This window comes from Nostoc sp. PA-18-2419, assembly GCF_005869855.1.
Lineage (GTDB): Bacteria > Cyanobacteriota > Cyanobacteriia > Cyanobacteriales > Nostocaceae > Nostoc.
The window spans coordinates 259,793-272,427 of record NZ_SZNH01000006.1; the positions used below are offsets into that span (position 1 = coordinate 259,793).

A 12,635-nucleotide genomic window follows, 5' to 3' on the forward strand; every position below is an offset into this window, starting at 1 on the left:
AGGGGCATTGGGTATGCCCCATCAAATCAATCTAACGGGTAATATATATCTTCAGAACTAGGATTAAGATAAGGATGCTGTAAATCTATTAAGTGCTGCTTAAAGTGTTGGTTAATCACCCTTATCCGTTCTTCCATTGCATTCTTACCTTTTTGCCAAGCTTCCAATAAAGCATTAGCGACGATTTGACAACGGTTCATCCCAAAACTTTCTTGTGCGGCAAATTTTTGAGTTGGTTCTTCAGCTAAACCTAATCCTGGTGCTAAAAATTTGGTAAACAAGGGAATTTCGGGCTGGAAATAAAATTGATTTTCTAGATAAATTGTTTGAAGGATGGTGCGGATTGCTGGATAGTCGTCGAGTTCAAAGTAGAGTACCCCCGAATCGTAGCGTTCGTATGCACAGGGATTGTGGAGAACCTGAAAGCTAAAGGGAATGGAAGCTGCATTTAGATGTAAAGTTAGGCTATTCATTAGAGCGATCGCACCAGATGGTGTCAAGTTAAAGTAGATTCGCCCTGCTCCTAAATTACTGTCTGGATTAGTTTGCTGTTGTTGTCTGACATTACTAACTGCCATGTAACAACCGTTTTGCAGGCGATTTTTGGGCATCCAGATTGCTACCATGTCACCTACTTTCGTCGATTTCTTACTGGATTCTAAATGACAGTCTGGCTCAATATAAAGTGTTAAACCACCTTTTGTCACAGCCATACTACCATCAGGTTCTTGCCGCATTACCTGCCATTCTGAATCAAAGTAACCTACGCCATGATTACTTTTGTGCAGTTGTTTGTAGAAGTCCCAATCAATCTCGGAAATCGAACTATCTTCTAAATTATGTTTTGCTCTGTGATTAGTAGTATCAGTGTTGACTGCTAAAGTAGTTTGCAAGGAGCCATTGTAATAGATTCCATAGAGGAAATTTCGCAATAGCAAAGCCAAATATTTTTGTTGTAAATCTGCCGGAGTTTGCTGAAATCTGTCGGCTACTTTAGTCGGCAGAGCAAATGGTTGATAATTGGGATGGTAAATACAAAAATTTGACTCTATTTGGATATTCCTAGCAATGTCCAACAGAGAAGTCAGCGGTTGATTGGCAGAATATAACATTAATCGATTCAAAACTCAAACAGAGAAAATTCAAAATCATCAAACAGGACTCAGAATTGGCGAATTCAGAATCCAGAATACTCCACCCATAAAAAGATGAAATAATAACCCGAAGAACTTTGAGACTTGTTTCGCCCATAAAAGTATGAGGTTTTAATCTATACTGTTGAGCTACTCGCTTTACCTTTGGCTAAGTTCTGACGACTGACATTTTTGTTCTTCTTTATAAAACTAGTATGAGGTCAAATCCTCTTAATTTATGATAGGGTAAATAATATGCAGAACAATTTAAAATTTAGTAAAAATTCACCTCCGAAGATTCCGAAGCCAGAATTGATAACAAGTCTAATCTGAAAACTTCTCTAGATTTTTTAACTATTCTCACTCCGGAATTTTTAATTATTCTTGTTCTGCTCCCTGCCATTAACAACCACGGAGTCGAGTTTTTTCGTAATAAATGCGAAGTAACTGCTGCTCTTTTTGAGGCTGAGGAAGTCTATGGATTTTAGCCACAGGGTTGACAATTTCTGATTCGGAAATCCCGAAAATAGTCAACACAGCTTGCTCTGGCATAGTCAGTAAACTTTTAGCTACTTGCAGCATACAGATATCAGCATTGTTAAAGTTTTTTTGGCAAGTAATCATATCCTGAATTTGATGAATCAGTGCTAGTCCGGCAAATTGAATAACTCGTAAAATAAAGTCACTACGATATTCTAAAATCATCGGGAAAGCACAGAGATAAGACCTAATCAGGGCAATAATTGAAGGTTGTAAAATCTCTAACGGTATCAACGCTAGATGTAGAGATTCTTCTAACTCAATAGTATGGTCTACTACTAGGCTCTTGAGCCAAATTTCTAAATAGCTGGCGAGTAAAGTTCCTAAATCAAAAGCTGGATCTCCCCAAGTGCAAGCTTCCCAATCAATTAGTCGCACTAGGCAATTATCTAATTGCTGCCAGCGAGAATGAACTAAGATGTTGTTCAATTTTAGGTCGTTGTGAGTTAAGCAGCAAGGATTCCAGTCATATGCCAAATCTGCGATCGCCGATGACAAACTTTCGTATTGTTGATAAAGAACGTAGAATTTCAACGCATCGCTGGGAACAGTACCAAAAATCTCTGGACTAATTGACCCTAGCCCTTGTGCTGGATTGTAAAAGCCGTAGCGAAACTCTCCTTGGGGAGCAGTTGCCATAAAATCCTTATATTCTCGGCGTTGGAAGGTTGCACGATGCAGTCCTGCTAAAGTTGTGCCGATCGCATAGGCAATTTCTGGTGGAAAAATCTCATTATTGTGGTATAATGTCCGAAGCTCAAGATAGTCACTCAGGTAATTGCGGACGAGGATAGAATTTTCTTCGTCAAAATGTACTACTAATGGTGCGATCGCCGAGACATTGCCTAGAACTGGAAACTGCTGGAGCAATTGGTGAAACAGCCACTCTTTAAATAATTCATGGGGCAACCCTTCACTGTTAATGATACGTTCTTGTTTGAGGAGCAGTTGGCGATTATCAGCTAGAGTTACAAGTAAATTGAAATTTTTGCTGCTACTTCTTGGCAAGTCAGATTCATCCGATCTGCCATGTCCTGAGTTACACAGACCTACATCTTGCAGATACTGGATAACATTGTGAGAAGACAGTGATAATACCATGTATTATTTCCTACTTCATAAATTATCGTAAATTTATTCGTGTCAAAATTCGCCTAGCTTTAGCAATTTTAGGTAGATAGTAACTTAGTGTGCGAATAAGAATAAAGATTTGTACAATCTACTAATATCGCATATTTACGATTAAAACCTGCCAAAATGGCACCAAGCTCTTTATAATTGCTTTAAAATTGCCTCCATGACCCGTGACACCTTTACACTTGCTCAGCATAGTTACTTAGACACATTTAGAGTAAGTTTTGTGGTAGAGCCTTTTGATGTAGCTCTGTCTCGTTTGTAGCGGATTAGCATCCTTAGCAAAAGACTGATTGGCGGCAGATGTTGTCAGTAGTCATCCTGAAAGCGGCGAAGAATTTCAGCAATTCTTCAGGGTACGAAGCATGACTTTCAACGTTATTATTTTTATTTATCATCACAAAGCCAAAAAAACCGGACATTTTGGCTGGTTGGTAATTATTTTTTGCTTAAATTCTCATAATTTATACCTGAAAGCCTTGCTAGCAGGTAATTTGTGTCACTTGCAAGTTTTCGGCGCTCCAAACAAAGGTTACATGAGTGGTTCTTATGAGAGTACTGTTTTGTGAAGCGATCGCCAAGATTTTGAGCATAACTGTTAAATAAATCTATAACGCGAAACACAAAAAAAGGGATAAGCCGAAGCCTATCCCAAAACATTAATTAATCAGTTAACATCAAGTTCCACTAGTCCAAGAATTGATGTACTGAATTTGGTCGGGTGTTAGGCTATCAATCGTAATTCCTAACGCCTGCAATTTGAGTCGAGCAATTTCTTGATCCACTTCCGTAGGAATGGAATGCAAGCCAGCTTCCAACTTACCTTTATTCTTCACCAGGTATTCAACAGCTAAAGCCTGGTTGGCAAAGCTCATATCCATCACTGCACTAGGATGTCCTTCCGCAGCAGCAAGGTTAATCAAGCGTCCTTGACCGAGAACAACTACTGATTTGCCGCTTGGCAATTTATACTCTTCAGTGAAGGGACGGACTTCCTTGATTTCCTTAGCTTGAGAAGCCAAGTATTTGAGGTCAAGTTCAATATCAAAGTGACCGGAGTTACAAACGATCGCCCCGTCTTTCATCACATCGAAATGTTCAGCGCGAATCACGTGTTTGTTACCTGTGACTGTGATAAACAAATCACCAATTTGAGCCGCTTCTGCCATTGGCAGGACGCGGAAACCATCCATTACGGCTTCAATTGCCTTGATGGGGTCAATTTCGGTAACAACTACATTACCACCCAAACCACGGGCGCGGAGTGCTGTACCTTTACCACACCAGCCATAACCAACAACGACGATGGTTTTACCAGCTAGCAGAATGTTTGTAGCACGGATGATGCCGTCAAGAGTCGATTGCCCAGTACCATAGCGGTTATCAAAGAAGTGCTTGGTATCGGCATCGTTGACATTCACTGCGGGGAAGGTAAGAACGCCATCTTTGAACATCGCTCTGAGGCGCACAATTCCGGTTGTGGTTTCTTCAGTGGTGCCAATCAAATCGGCAATTTGGTGTTGGCGTTGTTGAACCAATGTCGCAACCACATCGCTACCGTCATCAATAATAATGTTGGGGCGGTGATCTAAAGCAATTTGGACGTGGCGGTTATAAGTTGCGTTATCTTCGCCTTTTTGAGCAAATACAGGAATTTCATGGTCGGCGACGAGGCTAGCAGCTACGTCATCTTGCGTTGATAAGGGATTGCTAGCAATTAGCAGTGCGTCTGCACCACCAGCTTTAAGAGCGATCGCCAAATGTGCTGTTTCTGTTGTAATGTGGGCGCAAGCTACAAGGCGTAACCCAGTAAAAGGTTTTTCTTGAGCAAAGCGATCGCGGATTTGCCGTAAAACTGGCATTTCGCGTCCAGCCCATTCAATGCGCTGTCTTCCCAAGGCAGCTAGGCCGAGGTCTTTAACCTCGTGCTTTAATCGGGGAGAAGTTGCGGTCATCAAAAGTTACCTCAAAAGTTTGAAATTACGTAAAATCTACGCACTCTACTAGGTTATTCTACGACTAGCTATTTTTGCTTGAAAGAAAGCAAATTACTAGTCAAGAGTCCTCAGAACTAGCTTGACGTTTGATTTGTCTAATGTCAACTTCATCCCCAGCTTTTTCCTTTTTGTTTTATCTTTGGTAAGAGTAAGACTCTTAGCAGTCTTAGTTACTCATTATAAGTACAATGTCATCTCTCTAAAGATAGAAAAAAAGTAAAAAACCTCAAAATTTCACGATTGAAAGGGAAATACTTAACTTTAGGTAGGTACATTTACCCAAATTAAATGAAGAGGATGGTTATAGAAGTAGTCAACAGTAAATTTTACTCAAGGAGGTGTTTGAGTGCGCTTTCAATTTTTGGCGGTCGTGAAGGAAGTTGTGTTGCCCAGCTTTGCTAAAGGTTCAAAGGAACAGATATTTTCAGCAGGAACATACCTCGGCAACATCAAGCCTGTGCCACATTTGGAGGCTTCCAATCAAGCGTCCCACTTGTTTAAAAAGAATGTGTTACCCAAAGGTCGCTTAGGTGGGAATGTAATGATGGCGATCGCCGGTTCAATGGCTATAACCGTTGTATCTGTCCCAAAAGCCACCGCCCAGATTCCTTTTTTACCTCAGTTACAAGCTCCCAGCGCTGTGGTGAACAATGATTTCAATAACAGAGTTGTTTCCGGCTGGATTTATTTGGATGGTCGTCGCTTATTTCAAATAGCCGCATCAAGAACCAACTTTCCTGAACGTTCAGAAGATATCCAAAAGAAATTGGAGACAATCGCCCAAAATTACTTTCAGTCACCAGCAAACAGGCAAGTCAAGGTAGAAGTTCGCAAAGTAAACGAATTGCCAGTAGTTTATGTCAACGACCAATATTTGATGACCATTACTTCTGAGGATGCTGGACTGCGACAGGTAGATATATCGACATCGGCAAATCAAATTGCTGACTCCTTACAAGAAGACTTACAACAGGCAAAACAAGAGAGACGAACTCAATTTTTAATCGACCAAGGTAAAATTGCTGCGGCTAGCGGACTGGCAATGATTGTCATAAGTTGCGGAGTATATACCTGGCAGCGACGTTCCAAAAAGAATTTAGATGTTACCCCCCAAGCCGAAAACGGACTCTTAGACTCTCCAACTTCCCCAGGAGGGCAACCAATTACAACACAACTAAATCAACGGCAACACCGACATCTGCAAGAAGCCAAGAGGCGATTATTCCAGCTAACTCAAGCAGCAATTTGGGCAGGTGGAAGTTTCTTTATCTTGGGTTTATTTCCCTATACGCGAGGATTTCAGGTGGCGATTCTCACTGCTGCCCAATTTCCTTTGCGATTAGGTTTTGTGGTATTGGTAACTTATGTGGCTATTCGTCTCAGCTATGCCTTGATTGACCGCTTCGCCTCCACTCTGATCAGCAGTGGTGCTTTCTTAACCCCAGAAGCTTCGGTACGTCTGCAACTGCGAGTTTCCACATTCTCTGGTGTGACCAAAAGCATTGCTACAATTATTTGGGTGGGAATTGGCATCTTACTAGCTTTGGTTTCTTTGGGCATAGATATCGTTCCTTTACTAGCTGGTGCCAGTTTAGTGGGTGTAGCTGTGTCCTTAGCTTCGCAAAACTTGATTAAAGATGCGATTAACGGTTTCTTGATCATCATAGAAGACCAGTACGCTTTAGGCGACGTGATCAGTGTTGGAAACGTCGGAGGCTTAGTAGAAAATTTGAATCTGCGGATGACCCAAGTGCGGGATTCTGAAGGGCGCTTAATCACGATTCCCAATAGTGAAATTAAAGTTGTTGCTAATCTTTCTAGTCGTTGGTCGCGAGCTGATTTAACAATTCCTATCGCTTACCAAGCTGATACAGAAGAGGCTTTGAAGTTAATTGCAACTGTTGCAGACAAGATGAGTCAAGAACAGCAATGGCAGCCTCAAATGTTAGAACCACCCCAAGTTTTGGGAATAGATCAATTTGGCGATCGCGGTTTGATTATTCGTGTGTGGATTAAAACACAGCCCCTTAAGCAATGGGATGTAGCACGGGAGTTTCGCCGCCGTCTGAAAATCGCCTTAGACGAAGCCGGAATTTCTATTTCCGTACCTCAACAAGCGATTTGGGTCAATGACGATCAGTTCTTAAATTACCAAGGTAACGGCAAAGGTAATTAGGAATAAGGAGCAGAGGGACGACAGAGGGGAAAATAAAATAACCCCTCTGTAAGGAGATGAGGAGATAGGGAAGTGTGGGGAGTGTGGGAAGATAGGGGGGAACTTCCCGTGTCAACAGTCAAGACTTCTAATGGTCTTTGTCCTATACCCAATACTAAATTAGTACAAATATACTATAATATAGATAGCATTCACAAAGCCTAGCTATAAAGCATAATGGCTGCGTGAAAACCTTCCAGAAGATGGGTTAAAGGGTTAGTTCGATGATGAAGCATTATATTCTCAACCTCAATTCGACTGCCAAGCATGAATGGGATCGGTGCATATTACGTGACCCACTGACAGCCAAGCGTCCGGATATTGCCAAATTAATTGCCGAAGCCGTTGGTGCAGATACAGGTAGTTATTTGGTGAGTGTAAATATCGAAGTTCAAGTATTAGAACAAGCTGCGGTACCTCAAGCCGAACAACTCTCGCTTTCATTTCCAGAGGTGAGTGTGCCCTCACAATTGCGAGAAGTGGCTTGAGGTACAAAGCAGGTCACAATAGACGTTGTTGGGTTATGTTTGACTTAACCCAACTTTAATTAGGCATTTGTTAAGTTCTAGCAAAACCAAAAATTATAAGAGATTAAATGTAAGTTTCTTGGAATTAGGCTAGCTCAAATGCACCGATGTCTACTTTGGAACCTAAGATGCGAGGGAAGCCAACACCCCGCTGGTCAAATGGTATTGGCTCAGTAGTATTACCGTCACTGTCTAAGTCTGTGGTATCGGGAGGTATATCTTGATTTTTGCCCGCATTGATGGCAGGACTACCAGCAACTAAGGCATGGGTTTTGACTGAACCGCCGTTATTTTGCAACTTGAGATCTAGAACCTTGGCGATGGGAACCTTTAGCTGTTCGCTAAGATTAAAGCCAGTACTGCCACTGAGACTGCCAATCAAGTTAAAACCGCTGCTAGTAAAGTTGCCTACTACATCCGGGTCAGTAGAGTTAGTTGCGTTATTGTTATTGCCAGCAATGATGCTGTTTTTAATCGTGGCAGTGCCATAATTGAAGATACCACCACCATCGTCATAGAGAATCTTAACCCGATCGAAAGCAGTGTTGAGCGTGATAGTACTGTTGCCGACAGTCAGGGTGCCTTCATTGTATATACCGCCGCCAAACCATGCGGAATTACCACTGACAGTACTGTTATAAAGTTTGACAATCCCAGTACCATAGTTGTAGATACCACCGCCTAAGCCGTAATTGCCGTAGTGAAACTCATCGTTCATTTCGCTTGATGCCGAGTTACCACTGATAGTGCTGTTAATGATCGTCAGAGTACCATAGTTGGAGATACCGCCTCCTGAGCTGTACATAGCCAGGCGTGTAGTTACTGAGTTATCACTAATAGTGGTATTAATTATTGTAAATGTACCACTATTCAAAATACCACCGCCACTGACGTTGAACTCGGTTATCACCAAGTTATTAGTGATAGTGCTGTTACTCATAGTTGCAATGCCAGTGTCACTGTTGTAGATCCCCCCGCCGCCTGAGCTTGCAAAGTTACCTGTGATAATACTTTTACTTACAGTTAGGCTGCCATCATTGTAAATGCCGCCGCCTACAGCGCCATACCGCCCTATCGCTGAATTGTCGCTGATAGTGCTGTTGCTTACTACGAGGCTGCCAGAGTTGTAAATTGCCCCGCCAGTACCACTTGACTCACCTGATACTGCTGAGTTCTCAGTAATGATGCTGTCGCTAACTGTAAAGGTGCCACCATTATAGATACCGCCACCGGAGTATGCCGAGTTATCACTGATAGTGCTATTCTTGACGGTAACAAAGCCAGAAGCATTATAAATACCGCCGCCGTTGTAGTCTGATTCGCTGGCAGAGCTGCCTAGCAAGTTATCACTAATGATGCTGTTTATTACAGTTAAAGTGCCATAACCATTGTAAATACCGCCGCCTTTTGAAACGTTGTTGTCTCTTGAGGAATTGTTATTAATAATACTGTCAATTAGCGTGAAAGTACCATCATTGTAAATACCTCCTCCTGAGCTGTTATCGCGGTAGTTGGAGTCAGATTCTGTCACTGAATTATCACTAATACTGCTGTTCCTCACGGTTAGGGTCCTAGAGTTGTAGATACCGCCTCCCGAGCCATTATTTACATTGTTGTTGCTGATAATACTATTGTTCAATATTGTCGCATCGCCAAAGTTGGAGATCCCGCCTCCTGAGCCATTGTTTACAATGTTATTAGTGATAGTGCTGTTGTTTACCGTCAGAGTGCCATTGTTCTCGATACCGCCGCCGCTTTGTGCAGAGTTACCATTGATAGTGCTGTTACTCACACTCACGATGCCAAAGTAATAGTTGTAGATACCGCCGCCGTCATTACTACTGATATTGCTATAACTCACCGTCAGAGTGCCAGAGTTGGAGATGCCGCCGCCAGTGTTATTAGTGATTGTGGTACTTACAGTTGCAGTCCCAGAGTTGAACAGACCGCCGCCTTTGTTACCACTAATGGTATTGCCGTTTGCTCCTACATAGAGGGTCCCAGTGTTGTAGATCCCACCACCATCGTAATTAGCAGTGTTACCAGTAATGATGGTGTTGTTCGTCCTTAGAGTCCCACTGTTGTAGATACCACCACCGTTGTCAGCAGTGTTACCCCTAATAATGATGCTGTCCAGCGTCAAATTACCGCTGTTCAAAATGGCACCACCTCCTTCTCCTGATTTGTATCTATTGGTAATAGTCAAACTGGAGATTGTAACACGAACACCACTGCTAATGTCAAAAACACGGTTGGCACTGTCATCATTAATAGTTAGTAAGCTCCGACCTCTGCCTTGAATAGTCAGGTTATCTGTAATGCTCAGACTACTTCCAGTCAGAGTTATAGTATCAGCGATGTTATCACTAAACACTCCACTAAAGTTGATAATGTCTCTTCCTGTAAGGGCATTGGCATCCAGAACTGCTTGCCGCAGCGAACCAGCACCACTATTGTTGGTGTTAGTGACGTTAAATGTAGCCATTCAAATAACTCCGATTTTGTTTTAGGTGTATGAAGATTGCACTCAAGGCTAGTGCTTGCACTGCTACTAGTCTTGGATTTATTACTAACTAAGCACTTGAAAATGAATTTGAGAAATGTAACCTAACGCACCGCACAAAAAAACTTAAAAATGATTAAATGTATGTTTGTTGGATCGAGGTGCCTCAAATGCACCGATGTCAACTTTGCAACCCAAGATGCGAGGGAAGCCAACACCCCGCTGATCGTAGGGTATTGCCTCAGTGGTATTCCCGTCACCGTCTAAGTCTGTGATATCAGGGGGTATATCTTGATTTTTACCAGCATTGATCGCAGGGCTACCAGCAACTAAGGCATGGGTTTTGACTGAACCGCCGTTATTTTGCAACTTGAGATCGAGAACCTTGGTGATGGGAACCTTTAGCTGTTCGCTAGGATTAAAGCCAGTACTGCCACTGAGACTGCCAATCAAGTTAAAACCGTTGCTAGTAAAGTCGCCTAGTACATCCGGGTCAGTAGAGTTAGTTGCGTTATTGTTATTACCAGCAATGATACTGTTTTTAATCGTGGCAGTGCCATAATTGAAGATACCACCACCATCGTCATAGAGAATCTTAACCCGATCGAAAGCAGTGTTGAGCGTGATAGTGCTGTTGCCGACAGTTAGGGTGCCTTTATTGTAGATACCACCACCAAACCATGCGGAATTACCACTGACAGTACTGTTATAAAGTTTGACAATCCCTTTACTCTCATTGTAAATACCACCACCTAAAGCATAATTACCGTAGTCAAACTGATCATTACTGGGGCTTGATACCGAGTTATCATTGATAGTGCTATTAATGATCGTCAGAGTACCATAGTTGTAGATACCGCCTCCATAGCTGTACACGTCGCTGTCTGTGCTCACCGTGTTATCACTGATGGTGCTGTTAATCAGTGTGAGAGTGCCATAATTATAAATACCGCCGCCTGCGGCACTAAAGCCGTTTGATGCCGAGTTATCGCTGATAGTACTGTTGCTGATAGTTGCAATACCATAGTTGGAGATACCCCCAGCGGCTGATGTTGATAAGTTACCTGTAATGATACTTTTGGTTACAGATAAGGTGCCAGAGTTAAAAATACCTGTGGACGATGTTGCGAAGTTGTCGCTAATAGTGCTGTTGCTAATTGTGAGACTGCCAGAGTTGTAAATTCCACCGGCAGTGCTGCCACCCACTGCGTATACCGAGTTCTCAGTAATGATGCTGTCGTTAACTATAAAGGTGCCACTGTTATAGATACCGCCGCCGGAGGATGCCGAGTTATCACTGATAGTGCTGCTCTTGACAGTGACAAAGCCAGAAGCATTATAGATACCGCCGCCATCAAAATTTATTTCACTGAAACTACCCAGGGAGTTATCGCTAATGGTGCTGTTTATTACAGTTATGGTGCCATAACCATTGTAGATACCGCTACCTTTTGTCAAACTGTAGCTTAGTAAATAATTGTTGTTAATAATACTTTGTATTAGCGTGAGAGTCCCATCATTGTAAATACCCCCTCCTTCGCTATTTTTGGGGGAGGTGTAATCCAGATTTTCTACTGAGTTATCACTAATACTACTATTTCTCACGATTAGGGTGTGATTAGAAGAGTTATAGATGCCGCCTCCTAAGCCATTGTTTACATCATTGTTGCTGATAATACTATTGCTCAATACTGCCCCATCGCTAGAGTTGTAGATGCCGCCTCCTAAGCCGTTGTTTACAATGTTATCAGTGATAGTGCTGTTGTTTGCTGTCAGAGTGCCTTTACTGTAGATCCCGCCGCCGCTTTGTGCAGAAGAGTTACCATTAATAGTGCTGTTACTCACACTCAGGATGCCAGAGTTAGAGTTATAGATCCCGCCGCCGTCACCGATGTCGGCATTATTACTACTGATAGTGCTAGAATTCAGCGTCAGAGTACCAAAGTTGGAGATGCCGCCACCATAGTTTGCATTGTTACCAGTAATTGTGTTATATACAGTTGCAGTACCAATGTTGTATATCCCACCGCCACCGTTATTAGCATTATTACCACTGATGGTGTTGCCGTTTCCTCCTACATAGAGGATACCAGTGTTGATGATCCCACCACCATTGTTATTAGCAGTGTTACCAGTAATGATGGTGTTGTTCAGCCGCACAGTACCAGAGTTGTAGACACCACCGCCGTTGTCAGCAGTGTTACCGCTAATGGTGATGCTGTCCAGCGTCAGATTGCCACTGTTAGAAATAGCACCGCCTCCTCCTATTGAGTTGAAGCTATTAGTAATAGTCAAGCCAGAGATTGTAGCATTCACACCACTACCAATGTTAAAAACACGGTTGACACTATTATCATTAATAGTTGGCGATTTGTCATATCTGCCTGCAATAATCAGGCTATCCGTGATGGTCAGACTACTTCCAGTCAGAGTTATAGTATCAGCGATGTTATCACTAAACACTCCACTAAAGTTGATAATGTCTCTTCCTGTAAGGGCATTGGCATCCAGAACTGCTTGCCGCAGCGAACCAGCACCACTATTGTTGGTGTTAGTGACGGTAAATGTAGCCATTCAAATGACTCC

At 42.5% G+C, this 12,635-nt stretch carries 8 protein-coding genes; 3 read left to right on the forward strand and 5 right to left on the reverse strand.

Annotated elements, in window-relative coordinates:
* Positions 1-26: 26 nt before the first annotated feature.
* Positions 27-1,112 carry a T3SS effector HopA1 family protein gene (locus tag FCR06_RS09085; RefSeq protein ID WP_138498765.1) on the reverse strand — a complete coding sequence of 362 codons (1,086 nt, stop codon included), beginning with the start codon at positions 1,110-1,112 and terminating at the stop codon, positions 27-29.
* 423 nt (positions 1,113-1,535) lie between these two features.
* Positions 1,536-2,774 carry a phosphotransferase family protein gene (locus FCR06_RS09090; RefSeq protein WP_138498767.1) on the reverse strand — a complete coding sequence of 413 codons (1,239 nt, stop codon included), beginning with the start codon at positions 2,772-2,774 and terminating at the stop codon, positions 1,536-1,538.
* A gap of 326 nt (positions 2,775-3,100) precedes the next feature.
* Here FCR06_RS09090 and FCR06_RS09095 point away from each other — a divergent pair, with 326 nt between their 5' ends.
* On the forward strand, positions 3,101-3,376 hold the full coding sequence (locus FCR06_RS09095) for a hypothetical protein (RefSeq protein ID WP_223280084.1): 276 nt from the start codon (positions 3,101-3,103) through the stop codon (positions 3,374-3,376).
* A gap of 108 nt (positions 3,377-3,484) precedes the next feature.
* Here the strand turns inward: FCR06_RS09095 and ahcY are convergent, their stop codons facing one another.
* Positions 3,485-4,762 (reverse strand): adenosylhomocysteinase, encoded by a 1,278-nt coding sequence (ahcY, locus tag FCR06_RS09100; protein ID WP_138498771.1) that lies wholly within the window; start codon positions 4,760-4,762, stop codon positions 3,485-3,487.
* Between the two features lie 583 nt (positions 4,763-5,345).
* Between ahcY and FCR06_RS09105 the strand changes: the two genes are divergently transcribed.
* Positions 5,346-6,980 (forward strand): mechanosensitive ion channel family protein, encoded by a 1,635-nt coding sequence (locus FCR06_RS09105; protein WP_223280086.1) that lies wholly within the window; start codon positions 5,346-5,348, stop codon positions 6,978-6,980.
* Positions 6,981-7,243: 263 nt separating this feature from the next.
* Positions 7,244-7,507 carry a hypothetical protein gene (locus FCR06_RS09110; RefSeq protein ID WP_138498773.1) on the forward strand — a complete coding sequence of 88 codons (264 nt, stop codon included), beginning with the start codon at positions 7,244-7,246 and terminating at the stop codon, positions 7,505-7,507.
* A 124-nt stretch (positions 7,508-7,631) separates the two neighbouring features.
* On the opposite strand, the gene FCR06_RS09115 is transcribed toward FCR06_RS09110, so the two are convergent.
* Both FCR06_RS09115 and FCR06_RS09120 read right to left on the reverse strand, forming a co-directional pair.
* The gene (locus tag FCR06_RS09115; protein ID WP_138498775.1) at positions 7,632-10,031 is read right to left on the reverse strand and encodes a beta strand repeat-containing protein; all 2,400 of its coding nucleotides are present in this window, start codon (positions 10,029-10,031) and stop codon (positions 7,632-7,634) included.
* A 144-nt stretch (positions 10,032-10,175) separates the two neighbouring features.
* Positions 10,176-12,623: a choice-of-anchor Q domain-containing protein gene (locus FCR06_RS09120; protein ID WP_138498777.1), complete on the reverse strand. Its 2,448-nt coding sequence runs from the start codon at positions 12,621-12,623 to the stop codon at positions 10,176-10,178.
* Positions 12,624-12,635 lie beyond the last annotated feature (12 nt).

Bases quoted from the DNA above. Each gene is read 5' to 3' on its own strand.
- FCR06_RS09090 (WP_138498767.1), bottom strand. From the start codon at position 2,774: ATGGTATTATCACTGTCTTCTCACAATGTTATCCAGTATCTGCAAGAT.
- ahcY (WP_138498771.1), bottom strand. From the start codon at position 4,762: ATGACCGCAACTTCTCCCCGATTAAAGCACGAGGTTAAAGACCTCGGC.
- FCR06_RS09115 (WP_138498775.1), bottom strand. From the start codon at position 10,031: ATGGCTACATTTAACGTCACTAACACCAACAATAGTGGTGCTGGTTCG.
- FCR06_RS09110 (WP_138498773.1), top strand. From the start codon at position 7,244: ATGATGAAGCATTATATTCTCAACCTCAATTCGACTGCCAAGCATGAA.
- FCR06_RS09085 (WP_138498765.1), bottom strand. From the start codon at position 1,112: ATGTTATATTCTGCCAATCAACCGCTGACTTCTCTGTTGGACATTGCT.
- FCR06_RS09105 (WP_223280086.1), top strand. From the start codon at position 5,346: ATGATGGCGATCGCCGGTTCAATGGCTATAACCGTTGTATCTGTCCCA.
- FCR06_RS09120 (WP_138498777.1), bottom strand. From the start codon at position 12,623: ATGGCTACATTTACCGTCACTAACACCAACAATAGTGGTGCTGGTTCG.